The organism is Shinella sp. OV683 (assembly GCF_057787725.1).
Genome location: NZ_CM173543.1, coordinates 5,087,546 through 5,105,575, shown reverse-complemented (window position 1 = coordinate 5,105,575; position 18,030 = coordinate 5,087,546). Strand labels below are relative to the sequence as shown.

Sequence of the window (18,030 nt, the reverse complement as noted above, 5' to 3'; positions counted from 1 at the left end):
GTCCAGAGGACACCATTAACTATGTTCCACGTGAATCACGCGGCGCCGGAAATCCAGGCATTGAGCGCAGTCTTCGGGGCCGCGCCAACCTTGATATCGGCGACCTGGCCATTCTTGAAGATCGCCAGCGTCGGGATCGAGCGCACGCCGAACTGAGCAGCGAGCTCTGGATTTTCATCGATATTCAGCTTTGCAACTTTTACCTTGCCGCTAAGCTCGGTGGAAATTTCTTCGAGCGCAGGCGCAATCATCTTGCACGGGCCACACCATTCGGCCCAGAAGTCGACAACAACAGGTTCGGCGGAATTCAGGACTTCGGACTGGAAGTTGTTGGAATCAACTTTCACGGTTGCCATCGGGGATAGTCTCCTTTTCGTGGGCGCGAGACGCGCCGCAAATCTCACTTGCAGTCTATGTGTGGCTTACGACACCTCGTTTCAATGGGGTAAATCATTTGCCGGAAAGTGCAAGCAGAGCTTTTCCAAGTTCTTCGTCGGTCAGGGAATAAAGATGCGGACCCTCGGTATAGACCAGCAGGCAACGAATGGTTTTGCCGAGATAAATAGGTTTTAAAACTTCGCGGTAGAGCGCCAGCTGCGCCCGATGCGCAAAGGAGATCGCCTCGCGCGTCACTGGCGGCACGAGATTGGTCTTGTAGTCGAGGATAAAGACGTGATCGCTCGCCACGCCCATGCGGTCGATTCGCCCTGACACCGCGTAGTCCTTGCCCGCTATCCGGATCGTGCCCATAACAGAGACTTCGGCCTCCGAACCCGCCTGATGTAGTTCGGCAAATTCCGGATGCGCAAGAATCGCCAGCACGGCTGACTTCAGCGATTGCCGATCGGCATCCGGCCAGAGTGGCACTGCCCTCTGCAGATAGCGATCAGCGGCATCGTCGCGGGCGTCAGCCGGATAGCCTGCCAGCGATTGCAGCAGGCGATGAATGATCTTGCCGCGAATCGCCGGCATCGCGGTCTTTGTCTTGTCGCTGAACAACGCGGACGGCACGATCCGGTCGCCGTCCTCCTCGTCAATCACCGCATGCACGCCGGATGGCGCCAGCGGTCGCGGTAGCTCCATGCTTGGCGGAAGTGGCGCAAACAGCGCGGGTGGCAGGATTGGTTTCGAAACCGAATCTGTTTTTGGGGTCTCGCTTGCCGATGTGTCCGATTCTGCATTATGGCGCCAGGTCATACCCTGCCATTCCAGGCTACCCGCGCGGAAAGTCGCCGGTGCGCAGCGATCGCCGTCCATCGCCAGCGCATTGGCTGTGAGTTTTGCCCAGGTGCCGTCGATGTCGCGCTTCTTGCGATAGCTGCAGAGGACGAGCCGGTCGGAGGCCCGTGTCATGCCGACATAGAGCAGCCGCCGATATTCCTCTTCAGCCGCCTCCTCGAGCCGCAGATCATCCGCTGCGATCGTGGGGTTCTGGAACTCCTTCGACGGGCACCAGACCGGCACACGGAGGTTAAACCGATCATTTTCGATCAGTCGCAGTTTCGGCAGCAAGTTCTTGTCGAACGGTTTGCCGCCGCTGTCGACGAGAAAGACGACCGGCGCCTCAAGACCCTTGGACGCATGCACGGTCATGATGCGCACCTCGGCGCGACCCTTGTCCTGTTCTCGCTTGATTTCCGGCGAATCACGCTCCAGCGTGGCGATGAAGGCGGCGAGTCCCGGCAGCCCGGCGGTCTCGTGATCGAGGGTGAAGTTCAGGAATTCATCAAGAACATCGCTGACCTCGGAACCGAACCGCGCCAGAAATTTTTTTCGGCCACCTTCGCGTCCCAACAGCAGCGCGTAGAAATCGTGCACGCGGCATTGCCGCGCGAGTTGCTGCCAGCGGGCCAGCTTGTCGCGAACGGCAAGCCATTTCGGAGACGAATCGACCAGTGCATTCATATGTTGCCAACCGCTTTGGGCAGTGCTGCGCGGCTGGCAAAGTTCGAAGATCGAATCCTCGTCGAGGTCGATCAGCGGCGATTTCATCAATTCCGCCAGTGAAAGATCGTCCTCAGGGAGCAAGAGGAATCGCCCCAGCGCCATCAGATCCTGGATGGCAATGTGGCTGGCCAGCACCAGCCGGTCGGTGCCAGCAACAGGCACGCGACCCGCCTTCTTCAGTTCGCGCGACAGGGCGGAGGCGAAGGCATCGCGCTTGCGGACCAGCACCAGAATGTCGCCAGGCGTGATGAGGCGGGCGCCCTTGCGCGTATTGATGGTCTTGTGGCCGACGAGATCGTGGATCGCAGCGGCCATGCGCCGGGCGAGTTCGCTGGCAGCAGAATGCTCCGGCAAACGATCAAAGGGTGCAAGCCAGTCGTCGTCCTCTTCGGCCGTCGCTTCCTCGGCGATCGTTTCCCAGATATCGACAATGCCCGCTTGGTTGTTGCGAGTCGAGACGTGGATGACCTGCTCGTCGACGGCGCTCAGCCCGCGGGCATTGTCGGGATCGGCAAACACTTGGTCGACGGCGCTCAGCACATCCTCGGTTGAACGGAAGGAAACGTGCAGCTTGACGGACTTGAATTCATGGCCGCCTATGTCGGCACGCTCGGCATTGATCCGCCTTTCATGCGCAAAGCGTTCCGGCCGCGCGCCCTGAAAGGAATAGATCGACTGCTTCTCGTCACCGACAGCAAAGATCGTCCGGTTGATAATGCGGGCGCTTTCGCCAGAGAAGAAATCGTCGGTCAGCGAACGGATGATCTCCCACTGCGACGGGCTGGTGTCCTGCGCTTCATCGACCAAGATGTGATCGATGCCCTGGTCGAGCTTGTAATGCACCCAGGGGCCGATATCGTCTTTCTTCAGCAGCGCCTCGGTGCGGGTGATGAAATCCTCGAAGTCAAGAAAGCCGCGTTCCCTCTTCAGCGCCTCGTAGCCTTCGATCAGCCGCTCGGCGAGCGTCAGCGCCGAGACCGTCAGTTCGAACATGCGGAACGTCTTGTATTCCATCCACAGCGTATGGACGAATTCTCGGCAGGCGCCAATCCTTTCACAAAGATCGGGATCTGCCTTGTACATCGACGTGGAAAATATGCTTCCATCCGCATAGGGCATTTCGTCCAGCTTGAGGAACGTCGCTCGCAGCAATTCCAGTCGCTTTATCGGATCCTCTTCCGCGCGCGCCAGATCCAGCTTGTAGGAGGTTTCGTGAACCTTGGTGCCGCCCTTGCTATTTGCCAGATCGATATAGTTCTGCAGGGTCGTCGGCCCCACACCCGGCAACGGCCAGGCTCGCTGGGTGATAACCTCAACTGAGTTATCGGCGCCGAGGCCCAGCAACTCGGCCAGAACGTTGCGAAAACCGCCGCGGGTCGCAGCAAAATCGAGGAAACGGCTGATTGCGCTCCGTTGGCTTATGATGTCTCCGAGCAGCCGGTTCAGCCCGCTTTCATCGGCAGTGCCCAGGACCTCATGGAAGGCGCTGGCCAGACTCTGGTTGGCTTCGGCCTGCGTCGCCGTCAGCAACTGGCGGCGTGCCTCCGACAACAGGCTGACTGAGGCTTTGTCGTCCAGCACAGCGAAGTGCCCGGCAACATTGGCCTCAAGCGGAAACTGGTGCAACAGCGCTTCGCAAAAGGCATGGATGGTCTGGATCTTCAGCCCGCCCGGCGTTTCCAGCGCCCGGGCAAACAGTTTTCTCGCTTCGAGAAGCTTGATCCGGTTTGGCGCTTCACCTTCCATCCCGGCGATTTCGGCTGAAAGCGCTTCATCATCGAGCGCGGTCCAGTGCGAAAGCCGCTCGAAGACGCGGTTGGACATTTCGGACGCCGCAGCCTTGGTATAGGTCAGGCAAAGAATTGCCGACGGCCGCGTACCCGTCAGCATCAGCCGGATCACGCGCTGTGTCAGCACATGCGTCTTGCCCGAACCGGCATTGGCCGACACCCAGACAGACCTGTTCGGCCCTGAAGCCAGGCTTTGCAGGCGGGTGGTCTCGTCGATGATCGAGTTTACGAGCTCCGCTCCGTCACTCATCCTCGGCCTCCCCGTCGACATCGGCGGAAGACCATTCAGCCACGCGGGCGAGATGATCGTAATCGCCGCCATAGTCGCGATCCCTGAACGGTGCCACGCGCGACTTGAATCCGGCTTCGCCCTGCCGCAAGGCTCTCGTCAATTTTATGAGCTGGCTAAGTGCTTCCTGGGCAAGGGCATCTGCCGTGCGCACGTCTTCCGGTTTTGTCCTCGTCGATTTGTCATTGTTGACCGTCTCCGCCTTGAAGTTCCGGCCGGGCCGCAGTCGCACATAGATGAGACTGTCAGTCTCCAGCGGCTTCAAGTCGAAAAAGCCGCCGCCCCTGAGTGCCGCCGCCTCCAGCGACAATTGCGGATCGAGCAGCGCGCGCGCCTCCTTCAGGGATGGTGTCAGGCCGGTCTTGTAGTCGATGATATCGGCCTTGCCATCCCGCCGGATGTCGATGCGGTCGGCGCGTCCGGTGATGGCAAGGTTGTCTTCGATCTGCAAGCGCGCGCGGATCTCGACATGTGTCGACTGGATGACCGGGCGCCGCTCGGCCTCGTCAGTCAAAAATGCTTTGGCGGTGTCGAGAAAGCGAGGTCGCCACACGGCATCGATATGGGTGGGCAACGCGGCGGCATCGAAAACTGCATGCGAGATGCGGCTGATCTCCGCAAACGCATTCGGGCTGCGCGGGTCGATGCCCTCGCGGATGAACTGCTCGACCGCCGCATGATAGATATTGCCGCGCTCGAGCGCGCCGGGATCTTCGTTGAAAGGCGTGATGGGATCGAGCTTGAGGATCCGGTGTGCGTAGATCGCATAGGGATCACGCCGCAACTTGCCGGCTTCCGAGAAGGAATATTGCTTGGGCTGCAACGCGCCCGGTGGCGTTGGGCTTGGCCGCGGCGAGAAGTTTTGGTTCTCGCCGTCGTCGATCATGCCGGCGAGCTGGCGATAGTAGTCGCCACGCCCCTTCATCCCGCCCGCGACGCTCTCACCTGCCGCCGAAAGCAGCCGCTGCAGGAAGCGCGATGCTACGGAAGGGGCGCCGCCCTGCCGTAGCGCGCGGGTCATGATCACGTTCCTTGTGCCGAGCCCCATGACGAAATCATGCGCAGACTGGCCGATGCGCCGCTCGGGCGGCTCGAGTCCCATCTCCGTCTTCATCACCCGCGACAGGAAGGGATTGTTGGCGGTCTGCGCCGGCCATGTCGCCTCGTTCATGCCGCCGAGAACCAGCGTATCGACGCTCTGCAAGCGTGCTTCCAGCGTTCCCCAAATGAAGACCCTGGGATGGCTGATCGGCTTCGGCTTGATGCCGATGCCGGAAATCAGCGCGGTCACCACGTCGATCCATTGTGGCCCAGTGGCGTCCAGCGTGTCGCCGGTTTCGATGATCTCGCGGAACAGGCCAGCCAGCGCATCGCCCGCTTCGCCCGACCATAGCATCTCGAGGCTGCCGCGTTCGTCTGTCGTCAGGGCCTCCAGGACGCGGCCGGTCGCTTCCGCCCATGCACCCAGCGGCGCTTTCGACGACAGTCGCGCACCATCGGCTGACGCAATCATTCTCGCGAGTGGTTCGACGGCCCTTTCAACGCGATTGGCTAGTTCAAGTAACGCCGACTTCGGATCCTCACCCAGCAGTCGCGCCTGCCATACCGTGCGGAACGGGCTTTTCTCCAGTGCATCGAATGTTTCGATGACCAGCGCCTGCAACGTCGCGGGGTTGGCGAGCGCCGTGCCACCACGCAGGCAGAGCAGCTCCAAGCCATTGACGGCGGTATCCAGCTCTTCCTTGCGACAGCCGAGCCGCACCAGCGGATGCTTGAGCAGGCTGATCAGTGCCACCGGATCGCCGGGACGCAAAATGGCTTCCAGAGCCAGCTGGGCAAGGCCGCCATGCAGTGAAGACGACAGCGGCGTGCCGGCCGAATCGTCGGCCTCGATGCCAAATCGCTGCAACTCGGCTGCAACACGCCGGGCGATTGTCCGGTCAGGCGTGACCAGCGCGACCTGGCTTCGTTCATCGGTGCCCGGTGCATGCAGTGCGAGTTTCAGCGCAATGGCGATCGCCAAGGCCTCTTCGCGCTCATTGGCTGCCTCGATCAGCGTCATGTCGGAAAATGCCGATTCAACCACCGATTCGCCGACACTTTGACGCCAGGCCAGCTGATTGACATCAGCATCGGCCGGGGTGAAGGCGATCGACACGGCTCTCGACCGGACCTTCATCTCGTTCCGGTCTTCTGCAAGCGCGACGACATCGGCGCGCAACGTCTTCAGCTTCTGCAACAGATGAAAGAGCCCGTATTGCGGATGACTGCGGCTCGCAGGATCGGTGCTTTTGCGCATGTCCGGGGAGACGGCACCAGCCATCAGCCAGTCGCTGTCGCTCATGCCGAAATCAAGTCCCGGCAGCACCACGGCACCGCAATCCAGCTGGTGAATGGCTGCTATCAGCTCCGCAGTGGCCGGGATCGAACCGGTCGAGCCCGCAACGATCATCGGATGCCTGGTTCCCAGCCGCGCCACGCGCCGTGCTTCGGCGCGGATAGCCTCGTTGCGATGCAGGCTGGGCGAAGAGCGATGGATCTCGGCGAGCCGATCGGGCCAATAGGCGCTGGCGATCTTCAGGAATGCGCCGGTCAGCTGCCACCACAGGGCCCGGTCGCCGAGATCGATCGCCTTCAGCCCTTCCCAGCCGGTATCCTCGGTTTCCACGGCGTCGATAAGTTCGGCCAGACTCTTCGCCAGCCAGATCGCATCGGCCGGGCTTGCCGGTGCCACCAGCGGTGAATCGGAATGAATGTCGCGGAGCATATCGGGCAGCCGGTTGCGCCAAAGCAAGATAACTTTGGCGAGTTCGACCAGCCGTGTAACGGGCGAGACCGGCGGCAAGAGCTCGAGATCGCCGGCGTCGAATTCGTCGAAATAACCGGCATCGTCGTCGGTTTCGCCAAGCGGCCGGATCACCGGCAGGATGGCGGATCGGCCGCCCATCAGATCGACGAATTCTGAGCGAAGCACACGCGCGGCACGGCGCGTGGGCACATAGATCGTTGCACGGGCGAGGCTCAGCGGATCGGCGGGGTTCAGGCGAAAATCATCAACCAGTCGGCCATCGCAAAGCGCCTGCGCCAGGGTTTTCAGGAAGGGCGCGCTCGGTGGAATGGAAAAGACGCGTCCCTCGGTCATGGTCACGGAGCTCCTGAATACCGTGCCACGGAGGCTTCGGCAGCCTCGATGGCCTCCGGAGTGCCGGCGGTGATCCAATGCCCCCTCAGCATCATGCCAAAAAGCCTGCCTTCGGCGATTGCCTTGTCGAAGTAGAGATTCAGGTTAAAGGCACCTTCTGGCGCATCTTCAAACAGATTGGTCGTCATAGCGATCGCGCCTGCATAGATCACGCCGCGACCGGTACCAGGCCGGTATCGGATCAGTCGCCCGTCATCGAGCAGCGAGAAGTCGATCTTGCCGTCATGACCCGTCGTATCGGAGACATCGACGCAGAGCATCGCCATATCCATCCGGTCGGCTTCGAAGAATCCGGCTAACCTTGTCAGATTGCTCTCGCGATATTGTGTTTCACCGATCCAGAACAGGTCGGCATTCATGACGAATACCGGCCCCGGCGGCAGTAGTTTGAGTCCCTTGGCAAGTCCGCCGCCGGAATTCAGCAATCCGTCGCTCTCGTCGGAAATCAAGATCTCGATCCCGGCATACTGGCGGAGATGGTTCACCATCTGGTTTGCGAAATGGTGGACATTGACCACCGCCAGCCGGCATCCGGCATCGACCAGCGTGTCGAGCGCATAGTCGATCAGAGGCTTGCCGGCAATCTTGACCAGGGGCTTGGGAATCGTGTCGGTGATCGGTCGCATGCGGGTGCCCAGTCCCGCCGCGAGCACCATCGCATTTTCAATCGTCATACGCTCACACTTCAGGTGATTCGGCTGTGGGGATTCCAGCCTTGTTGCACCATTCGCGCAAGGGGGCTGTGATGGGATGCTCAAATGCCATGTTAAGGTGCCAGAGCGTGCGCGGCATATGCTTCATATAGCTCTGCATATGGTCGCGCTGCCAGAGCCGGACCCAGAGACCATTCAATCGGCAGGAGCGCTGTGCCGTCATGATCGCGTAGGATTTGAAGAAGCTTTCGCGGTCGAATTCTCCGGCTGCCTCGCGTGCGTCGACATAGATCTGAACAAGGCGCTCCATCAGCGGGCGCTCGACGGTGACGCGGGCATCGCGGGTGATCGAGACAACATCATAGGCCGATGGCCCGATGATCGCGTCCTGGAAATCGATGATGCCGATTCGGTCGAAACCCTGGCGAGCGGCAAGCCACATGATGTTGGGCGAATGATAGTCGCGCAGCACCAGGTTTTTTTCGACCGTCTCAAGCTCGTCGATCAGGTGGTCCCAGATGGCGAGATATTCGGCCTTTTCGGCTTGGCTCGCCTGTTCGCCATTGCGGCGCCACGGCAGATGCCAGTCGAGTAGAACCTCTGCCTCGAATTTTAGCGTATCCCGGTCGAATCGCGGAATGTCATGAAAGTGGTGTCCGTTGACCGGCAGCCGCTCCGGCGGCCGTTGCTTGTGGAAATCGGCGAGGCAGCGCACCGATTCCTCGTAGCGCTCGGCAATCGGCTTGCCATCGGCGTCAAGAACGCCCTCGCAGCCAAGATCCTCGATCAGCAGGATGCCCTGGTCTATATCGGCCTCATAGATATCGGGCGCCGACAGGTTGACCTTGCGAAGATAATTGCCCACGGCGATGAACGGCTTGACGTTCTCGGCGAGATGTACGAGCTGCGAATAAGGCTTGCCGTCGCGAATCGGCGGACCGTTGGAGCGCGCCGGCGAATCCATCAGCACGAAGGGCCTGCCGTCTTCCGTCTGCAGCCGTTCATAGGCTCGGAACGACGAATCGCCGATCAGGAAGCGGCGGGAGGCATGGGCATAACCACGGCTGTCGAGAAAGTCGCGCATGGCGCGGACACGGGTGAGTCGCTCGTTGAAGCGGGCCACATCAGAGTCGATTTCGAGGCGCCGGCCGGCACCTTCATGGGTGATGGTGATTCGGATGGCATGCTTGGGCAACAAGCTGCCAGCCCGATCCGGCCATTCGATCAGGGCAACGCCCTTTTCCAGCGCCTCGTTGAGACCCAGTTCGTTGAGTTCGCTCTCGTCGCCAAGCCGGTAGAGATCGAAATGGCTGACGGGTATGCGAAGTTCGTAGCTCTGCACCAACGTGAATGTCGGGCTCGGGACTTCCAGCTCGTCGTCATTGGCGATGGCGCGAATAAGTGCGCGCGACAGTGCCGACTTACCGGCACCAAGATCGCCGTAGAGCGCCAAGCAATCGCCGGGGCGAACCGTTAGCGCCAGTTCTTCGCCGAATGCACGTGTGGCGGCATCATTCGCCAGGAAGAAAGAGAAATGCGTCATCCCACCGAAAGCTCCGGCAGAGAGGATTGCAGCACCCGGCCGGTTGGAATGCGGCAGGTGATTCGCGTGCCGAGTCCGGGCGCGGTATCGACCGAAATCGAGCCGTGATGCAGGCTGACGAAGCTCTTGACGATGGCTAGCCCGAGGCCGGCGCCAGTGCGGCGACCGCCCTTGCTGTCCGATTCGAAGCGATCGAAGATCTTGGCGAGCGCTTCCTGGGTCATGCCCGGCCCCGAATCAGAGACGGTGAACATGAAATCGGTGTCCTCGCGCCAGCATTTCAGGCCGATTGCGCTGCCTTCCGGCGCGAAATTGGCGGCATTGGCGAGCAGCTTGATGAAGATCTGCTTCAACCGCTGATGGTCGGCCTGGATGACGCCGAGATCATGCTCGGCTGATATCTTCAGCGTCACGTGGTTTTCCTGCAGCCGGTGGGCAATCTGCAGCGACACTTCATCCAGGAGGTCGTTGAGCGTCACCGGCGCGTAGGTGAGTTCCATAATGCCGGCATCGACGGTCGCAAGATCGAGGATGTCGTTGACCAGCGTCAGCAGCAGCGATGAGGAATTTGAGATATGGTCGAGATATTCCGCCTGCCTGCTCGTGAGCGGGTCCATGCCCGGTGTGCGCAGCAGGTCGGTAAAGCCGATGATGTTGGTCAGCGGCGAGCGCAGCTCGTAGGAGACGTGCTGGACGAAATCGTTCTTGAGCTCGTCGGCCTTGCGCAGCGCTGCATTCTTGTCCTTCAGCGCTCGTTCGGCCAGCGCGCTGTCGGTGACGTTGACGAAGGTCAGCATCGTCTGTGCATTCGGCAGCGGGATGAGCGCATAGTCGAGCACTAGGCCGGTCTTCAGTTCGAGCTTGCCGGAAGTCTGGCTGCGCTCGTCGTCGAAACTGGTGATGATGCGTGTAAATGTCTTCCAGCCATCGGCCTGCTCGTAGGATGGCTGGCAGGCCGCCTCGATGGAACGAATATGCGTGCCTGGCGCAGCTTCCTCTGAAGTAATGCCCCACAACGCGCGGAAAGCAGGGTTCGACAAGGTGATTCGGCCATCCGGTGCAAACACAGCCACGCCTTCGGCGAGGTGGTCGATTGTTTCGCCCTGTACTATCAGCAATGTGTTGTAGCGGGTTTCAAGATCGACCTGCTCGGTCAGGTTCTCGAACACCCAGGTGGCACCGCCCTGCGGTCGTGCGGTCGCAAAGACGCGCAGCGTCTGGCCGTTCGGGAGGTGCCAGAGGTCGGTATGCGGCTGGATCGAGCGGTAGACCGAGAGGATGGTTTCCTTCCAGTTTTTCCAGTTGAGCTGCTCGGGCAGCTTCGCCTTGGCACGCAGCCGGTCGAGCAATTCGCCATGGCCCGGCGTCGATTCGAGGAAGGGAATGTCGAGATCCCAGAGCTGGCGGAAGGCCTGGTTGTAATACTGCAGCTTCTGTCGTTCGTCGAAGATCGCCACCGGCGTTGCCAGCAGGTCCAGCGTTTCGGCATGGCTCTTGATGGTGCGACGCAGCTCGTCGCGCGCGGCTTCGGATTTGGAGACATCCGATGCGATGCCGGCCGAACCGGTCGGCATGCGCACGTCGACGACATCATAGAAGGTGCGGTTGCCGTCAACGATGGTAGCGATCTTGTCGCGGAACGGATTGTCGAGGGTCGCGACGGCCTTGATCTTTTCGCGAGTGACGGTTTCCAGCAATTCGCGCTTTTCAGCGAGGGCGGCCTCGGGGCTCTTCACCGCAACGGCCTCACCATAGGCCTCGTTGACCCAGGTCAGTTCGCCGTTGCGATCGCGCTGCCAGCTCGGCATGTCGACGGCATCGAGCAAGGTCTGGAAGGTACGAATCGAGGTCTGCAACCGGTCGCGCTCGATCTGCAGTTCTGCAAGCTCGGCGCGGAGATTGTTGAGCGCGACGAAGCGAATGAAGGCGCGGCCGCCGGAAACCCGGCCCTGCGCCTCCAGCACTTCCTCGCGGTTGGTCTCGACGACCATGTCGAACGTGCTGGCATTGCTGCGCAGTCTTTCGATCGCCTTTTCGAGTTCGCCCGCCGAGCGCGGCTTCAGCCAGCGCCCGAATGCGAGAAAATCTCGATCATTGACCGGCGCGCCGGTTTCAAGCGGCAACTGGCCGAGAAACTCCGCCTGACCGGACAGCCCGTCCCACATGACGATCCGGCGGTTCTTGTCAGCGATCAGCGATTCGTAGCGCGAAATTTGGTTGCGGGCGTCGGAGAGCGCGGTACGGATTTCGCGATTCTCGGTCTCGGCGACGTTGCGTTTGCGGCTGAAGGCGAAGGCGGCGATCAGCGATACCGAAATCAACCCGGCTGATGTGGCGATACCGATGATGCTGGCGCTGGTGAACAGTCGCGACGGCACCGCCTCAGCTGCCTGTGCTGCAGCCGGTATCAGGGCGGTGGCGGAAAGCAGCAGTCCGCGCGCCACTGGAGACAGGGCGGATCGGGTCGAACGTCCCGGGCGGCGCGATTGCCCGCTCTCAGGAGTTCGGACGCGTGTCCATTTGTTATCCGTCGCCATGAATGACCAGTCCCCGCAGTCTGTTCCGCCTCGCATTTCACATGGTGCCGCCTGGCAACCCGGTTCGCATCAGAACCGTTCGTTCCGCCCTCGGCATCGCCTCAGGCAGGGGACCCCAAATCATTGGGGAACCCACGATTCCCGTTCTAAGGACAATTGCGTCCTCGGGATGTCCGCCGCCTCATCTCCTGCTCCCTTGCCCTGAGCTTCTATGAGCGGCATTCGAATCATGTGAAAAAACAATACTATCTACGGCTTTGCTCGCAAAGAGATTTGACCAAAAAAGAAGCCGCGCTCCGTTTTGGAGCGCGGCCTACAAGATGTAGTATGTCCGTCTATTAGCAATTAATAGCGGTAGTGTTCAGCCTTGAACGGGCCCGACTTTTCGACCGAAATATAGTCGGCCTGCTCGTCGGAAAGCTCGCTGAGCCTTACGCCAAGCTTTTCAAGGTGCAGACGTGCGACCTTCTCGTCGAGGTGTTTGGGCAGAACATAAACCTTGTTGGTGTACTGGCCGTCGTTGTTGAACAGCTCGATCTGGCCCAGAACCTGGTTGGTGAACGAGGCCGACATCACGAAAGACGGATGGCCGGTGGCGTTGCCGAGGTTCAGAAGGCGGCCTTCCGAGAGCAGGATCATGCGGTTGCCCTTGGGGAACTCGATCATGTCGACCTGCGGCTTGATGTTGTTCCACTTGAGGTTACGGAGCGCGGCGACCTGGATCTCGTTGTCGAAGTGACCGATATTGCCGACGATCGCCATGTCCTTCATCTCGCGCATGTGATCGATGCGGATGACGTCCTTGTTGCCCGTGCAGGTGATGAAGATGTCGGCCGTCTTGACGACGTCTTCGAGCTTGACGACTTCAAAGCCGTCCATGGCGGCCTGCAGCGCGCAGATCGGGTCGATTTCGGTGACCTTGACGCGGGCGCCGGCGCCCTGAAGCGAAGCGGCAGAACCCTTGCCGACATCGCCGTAGCCGCAGACGACGGCGACCTTGCCGGCCATCATCACGTCGGTGCCGCGGCGGATGCCGTCAACCAGCGATTCCTTGCAGCCATACTTGTTGTCGAACTTCGACTTGGTGACGGAGTCGTTGACGTTGATGGCCGGGAAGGGCAGCAGGCCCTTTTCCTGGAGCTGGTAGAGGCGGTGCACGCCGGTGGTGGTCTCTTCGGTCACGCCCTTGATGGCGTCGCGCTGCTTGGTGAACCAGCCCGGCGATGCCTTCATGCGCTTCTTGATCTGGGCGACCAGAACTTCTTCTTCTTCCGAAGTGGGCTTGGAAAGCACGTCTTCGCCGGCTTCGGCGCGGGCGCCGAGCAGGATGTACATGGTGGCGTCGCCGCCATCGTCGAGGATCATGTTGGAGAAGCCGCCATCGGTCCACTGGAAGATCTGGTCGGTGTAGGTCCAGTATTCCTCAAGCGTTTCACCCTTGACGGCGAAAACCGGAATGCCGGCGGCGGCGATCGCAGCAGCAGCATGGTCCTGGGTCGAGAAGATGTTGCACGAGGCCCAGCGAACTTCGGCGCCGAGTGCGACGAGCGTTTCGATCAATACGCCGGTCTGGATGGTCATGTGCAGCGAGCCGGTGATGCGAGCGCCCTTGAGCGGCTTGTTTTCACCGAATTCGGCGCGAGCAGCCATCAGGCCGGGCATTTCGGTTTCGGCGATCGTCAGTTCCTTGCGACCGAAATCGGCAAGCGCGATATCGGCAACCACATAATCCTTGGCGGTCATTCTATGTCTCCAGATTGAAAAGCGCGGGCGTTCCGGCGCAGGATTTCGGCGACGCGTTCGCCGGTCTTCGGGATGGAAAGCCGTTTATCAGGCTTCATCGCAAAATGCAATAAGGATATAAAGAAGTCTTTATATGATTGATTTCGGGCAAAGGTGCGTCGTCAACGCAGTTCCCCGATCCGGCTACATCTCTTCGCCGAACTTGTCGGCGATCAGTGCCTCGATCATGTCGAGCGCTTCCACGGCCTGGTTGCCGGCGGCGGTGACCATGATCGAAGACCCCGGTCCGGCTGCCAGCATCATCAGCCCCATGATCGAGGTGCCGCCCACAGTCATGCCGTCCTTGGAAACGTGGATTTCGGCGTCGAAAACCTCGACTGTCTGAACGAATTTCGCCGATGCGCGTGCGTGGAGGCCTCTTTTGTTGATGATCAGGATTTCCCGTTCAAGCCCCATGCGTCCAGACTTCCCCTCTATTTGCCGCTGAGAACGCGGCTGGCAACGTAGATATATTTGCGGCCGGCTTCCGACGCCTCGACCAGCGCCCTCTGCATGTCGTTTTCGCTACGCACGCCTGCAAGCTTGATCAGCATCGGCAGGTTCATGCCGGCGATGACTTCAGTATTGCCGCGTGACATGACGGAGATCGACAGGTTGGAGGGCGTGCCGCCGAACATGTCGGTGAGGATGATGACGCCATTTCCATCGTCGGTGGCGGCCACGGCATTCATGATATCCTGCCGGCGGGAATCCATGTCGTCGTCGGGGCCGATGGATACCGTCTCGATCGCCTTTTGTGGACCGACCACATGTTCGAGCGCGGATCGGAATTCCTCCGCCAGCCGCCCATGCGTCACAAGCACCAGTCCGATCATGCCGGGTTCAGCTCCATACTCACTCGAATTCTCGTTCGGGCGCCGCTGTTAGCGGAATTGAACGCTCCCGTCCACCATTGGGCGGCCATCATGGCAAGGAAAGCCGGAAGTTCAAGTCCAAAATATAATTTCTGAAGCGAAACGGCGCAACGTTGCGCCGTGCTACCGAACCGGGAATCCCGAAATGAGAACCGACAGGCGGAAAAACGGATCGGCGATGCTGCGATCGATGAAGAGCAGCGGAATATTGATACCTTCATGCGGCGACCATGTTTGATTTTCCTCTGGAATTCGCGTCGATGCATCGGGAATGACCAGCGACAGCGCCTGATGCACGACCATGGTCTCGATCGGTTCCATGCGGCCGATGCCGCTGCGCCTGATCTCGATCAGCCCCTTGATCGTGGGCGGCGCAGTGGCAACAGCGCGGCCATTGATCGTGTCCAGGAAAACCTGATCATCGCTCAGAAGTGTGGCAAAATGTCCTGCCCGGCGCGCCTGGTCGATCAGTCGCAGCGCCATGGATGACTTGCCCGCGCCGGAAGGCCCCACCAGGATCAGCCCATATGTCCCAACCACCAGTGCAGTACCATGCACCAGCACCGGCATCAGGACTGGCCTTTTTCGGGCAGCGTCAGGGTGAAGCGGGCGCCGATGCGCTCGCCGTCGTCGCCAAGAATGTTGGCGGCTTCAAGCGTGCCGCCATGTGCTTCGGCGATCTGGCGGCTGATCGACAGGCCAAGGCCGGAATTCTGTCCGAAGGACTCGATGCCCGGTCGGTCCGTGTAGAAGCGCTCGAAAATCCGGTCGATGTTCTCGGCTTCGATGCCGGGACCGTTGTCCTCGATCTCGACAACGCAGTTGCCCTTGTCCTTGTGGAGACGGACCTTGATCGCGCCACCCTCGTCCGGCACGAATGACCGGGCATTCTCGATAAGGTTGGTGATGATCTGGCCCAGTCGCGATTCGTGGCCGATGACGGCAAAGCCGCCTTTGCCGGCGCTCTTGCGGTCGGCGTGGAAGGCCAGCTTGACGACCTTGCCGTTGGCGCGCACCTGGCTCGATATGTCGACGAGGCTTTCGAGCAGCTTCTGCAGGTCCACCTTCTTGGCGTCGGCACGCGCAAGTTCGGCATCAAGGCGCGAGGCGTCCGAAATATCCGAAATCAACCGATCGAGCCGCCGAACATCATGCTGGATGACATCGAGCAGCCGCTTCTTGGATTCTTCGCTCTTGGCAAGCGGCAGCGTCTCGACCGCACTTCTGAGCGAGGTCAGAGGATTCTTGAGCTCGTGACTGACATCGGCGGCAAAACTCTCGATCGCCGCGATCCGGTCGTAGAGTGAATTGGTCATGTCGCGGATCGCCGAAGACAGGTTGCCGATCTCATCCTGCCGGAAGGAGAAATCCGGAATTTCCTCACGTGACTTCACCCCGCGCCGCACCCGAATTGCCGCGGCGGCCAGCCTGCGTAGCGGATTGGCGATAGTGGAGGACAGCAGCAGCGACAGGATGACATTGACCATCGTCGCGACGCCGAACACCCGCATGATCGCCAGCCGCTCGCCATGCACGATCTGGTCGATATCACCGGCCTGGGTCGACAGCAGCAGCACGCCGACCACGGCGCGGAAACGCTGCACCGGCACCGCCACCGAGACAATCAGCTCGCCATTTTCCGTGACACGGACGACGGCGCCGCGCACGCCGGTCAGCGCATTCTTGACCTCGGGATAGATCAGACCGTCGCCGCCCGGGCTCTCTTTATAGACTGGCAGGTTGGATGGCTGCAGCATCCGATTGAACCAGGCGGCGAATTTTTCGCTCAGCGTCGTCGATTCGGAATTAACGGGCGGTAGGTCGAAGCGCAGCACCTGGCCGCGCGAATAGAGAAAACGCGAATCGAGAATCAGATTGGCGTCGGGATCGAAGACGCGTGCACGCGTATGCGTCGGCGAGATCAGCCGTCGCATCACCGGCGCGATGCGTTCCGGGTCGATCGGGAATTCGAGATCTTCGTCGTTCGGCACCGGCGTGATCGATTGGCCGGCTTGCAATTCCAGCAGCTTCTGGGGATCGATGGTGATCGAATTGGTGTCCACCTGCGCCGAGGCGGAAACGGCAGCGGCGATGATTTCACCCTGGGTCAGCAGGCTCTCGACCTTGGCGTCGATCAGCCCCTCGCGGAATTGGTTGAGATACATGATGCCACCGACCAGCACTACGAGCGCGACAAGATTGAAGAACAGGATCTGCCGCGTCAGGCTCGAAAACACCGCCTGGCCGAAAAACCGCCGGACATAGAGGAACGGGCGCGTGAAACGCGACCGCCGGCGGGTGCGCATTCGCGGCGCCGCAGGGCGCTCCGGCACTGCCTCGTCCTTTATGCTGTCGATGTCCGCAACGGTCATTCCGTGCTTGCCTTTGTCGTCGTCACACGCCGTTGCACGTCACACTATCATAGAATTCAGTTGCCCGGGCCTTCGCGGAAGCGATAGCCGACACCGTAGAGCGTTTCAATCATGTCGAAATCATCGTCGGCCATCTTGAACTTCTTGCGCAGCCGCTTGATGTGGCTGTCGATCGTGCGGTCGTCGACATAGACCTGCTCGTCATAGGCGGCATCCATCAGCGCGTCGCGGCTCTTGACGACACCCGGGCGCAGCGCCAGCGCATGCAGGATCAGGAATTCGGTGACCGTCAGCGTCACCGGCAGGCCTTTCCAGGTGCAGGTATGGCGTTCCTGGTCCATGACCAACTGGCCGCGTTCCAGCGATTTCGTCTGCACCGCACCCGGCTTGGTCGGCGTAGTGCCGTTGGCCACGGCTTCGCGGGCGGCGACGCGGCGGAGCACGGCCTTGACGCGCTCGACCAGCAGGCGTTGCGAGAACGGCTTGGTGATGAAGTCGTCGGCACCCATCTTCAGGCCGAAGAGTTCGTCGATTTCCTCATCCTTGGACGTCAGGAAGATCACCGGCAGGTCGGACTTCTGGCGCAGGCGACGCAGCAGTTCCATGCCATCCATGCGCGGCATCTTGATGTCGAAGATTGCAAGCTGCGGCGGACGCTGCAACAGACCGTCCAGCGCCGATGCGCCGTCGGTATAGGTTTCGACCTTGTAGCCTTCGGCTTCCAGGGCGATCGACACCGAGGTCAGGATGTTGCGGTCGTCATCGACCAGCGCGATTGTCAGCATAAGGATCTCCAGGCTGTTTACCATCTGCCCGCATCGCGGCGCGCCGATGTCATGAGTATAAACGTGGAACAAATTGTGGCAAAGCGAAAATCGGCCGGATTTTTGTCCGATATCCGCGCATTGGATTTTCGCAATAAAGTCAACAAATCAAGGCTTAATTCAAACGATTTAAAAAATACGACAAATATTTAAATCGATTAAATCATTGATAGTATTAACTTAATCACCATTCCTCCACTTGTTTTTTAGAAAGAG

Annotated in this window: 12 protein-coding genes; all 12 read right to left on the bottom strand. The window is 60.3% G+C overall.

Features of this window, described 5'->3' with window-relative positions; genetic code table 11:
* Positions 1-35: 35 nt before the first annotated feature.
* Positions 36-356 (bottom strand): thioredoxin, encoded by a 321-nt coding sequence (gene trxA, locus ACXHRN_RS24670; RefSeq protein ID WP_488638905.1) that lies wholly within the window; start codon positions 354-356, stop codon positions 36-38.
* 94 nt (positions 357-450) lie between these two features.
* On the bottom strand, positions 451-3,987 hold the full coding sequence (addA, locus tag ACXHRN_RS24665; RefSeq protein WP_488638904.1) for a double-strand break repair helicase AddA: 3,537 nt from the start codon (positions 3,985-3,987) through the stop codon (positions 451-453).
* The gene (gene addB, locus ACXHRN_RS24660; RefSeq protein WP_488638903.1) at positions 3,980-7,168 is read right to left on the bottom strand and encodes a double-strand break repair protein AddB; all 3,189 of its coding nucleotides are present in this window, start codon (positions 7,166-7,168) and stop codon (positions 3,980-3,982) included. Before addB ends, addA begins: the two co-directional genes overlap by 8 nt.
* Positions 7,169-7,170: 2 nt before the next feature.
* The gene (locus ACXHRN_RS24655) at positions 7,171-7,902 is read right to left on the bottom strand and encodes a nucleotidyltransferase family protein (RefSeq protein ID WP_488638902.1); all 732 of its coding nucleotides are present in this window, start codon (positions 7,900-7,902) and stop codon (positions 7,171-7,173) included.
* A gap of 4 nt (positions 7,903-7,906) precedes the next feature.
* On the bottom strand, positions 7,907-9,424 hold the full coding sequence (tsaE, locus tag ACXHRN_RS24650; RefSeq protein WP_488638901.1) for a tRNA (adenosine(37)-N6)-threonylcarbamoyltransferase complex ATPase subunit type 1 TsaE: 1,518 nt from the start codon (positions 9,422-9,424) through the stop codon (positions 7,907-7,909).
* Positions 9,421-11,961, bottom strand: coding sequence for a sensor histidine kinase (locus ACXHRN_RS24645; RefSeq protein WP_488638900.1), 2,541 nt, complete (start codon positions 11,959-11,961; stop codon positions 9,421-9,423). Before ACXHRN_RS24645 ends, tsaE begins: the two co-directional genes overlap by 4 nt.
* 345 nt (positions 11,962-12,306) lie before the next feature.
* Positions 12,307-13,704, bottom strand: a complete 1,398-nt coding sequence (gene ahcY, locus ACXHRN_RS24640) for an adenosylhomocysteinase (RefSeq protein WP_488638899.1) — start codon at positions 13,702-13,704, stop codon at positions 12,307-12,309.
* 183 nt (positions 13,705-13,887) lie between these two features.
* Positions 13,888-14,160 (bottom strand): HPr family phosphocarrier protein, encoded by a 273-nt coding sequence (locus tag ACXHRN_RS24635; RefSeq protein WP_488638898.1) that lies wholly within the window; start codon positions 14,158-14,160, stop codon positions 13,888-13,890.
* Between the two features lie 17 nt (positions 14,161-14,177).
* Positions 14,178-14,579: a PTS sugar transporter subunit IIA gene (locus tag ACXHRN_RS24630; RefSeq protein WP_488638897.1), complete on the bottom strand. Its 402-nt coding sequence runs from the start codon at positions 14,577-14,579 to the stop codon at positions 14,178-14,180.
* Between the two features lie 162 nt (positions 14,580-14,741).
* Entirely contained in the window at positions 14,742-15,188 is a 447-nt protein-coding gene (locus ACXHRN_RS24625) for an HPr kinase/phosphorylase (protein WP_488638896.1), read from the bottom strand.
* Positions 15,188-16,924: a stimulus-sensing domain-containing protein gene (locus ACXHRN_RS24620; protein WP_488642015.1), complete on the bottom strand. Its 1,737-nt coding sequence runs from the start codon at positions 16,922-16,924 to the stop codon at positions 15,188-15,190. The genes ACXHRN_RS24625 and ACXHRN_RS24620 overlap by 1 nt, the downstream gene beginning before the upstream one ends.
* Before the next feature lie 122 nt (positions 16,925-17,046).
* Positions 17,047-17,775: a response regulator transcription factor gene (locus tag ACXHRN_RS24615; protein ID WP_488638895.1), complete on the bottom strand. Its 729-nt coding sequence runs from the start codon at positions 17,773-17,775 to the stop codon at positions 17,047-17,049.
* Positions 17,776-18,030 lie beyond the last annotated feature (255 nt).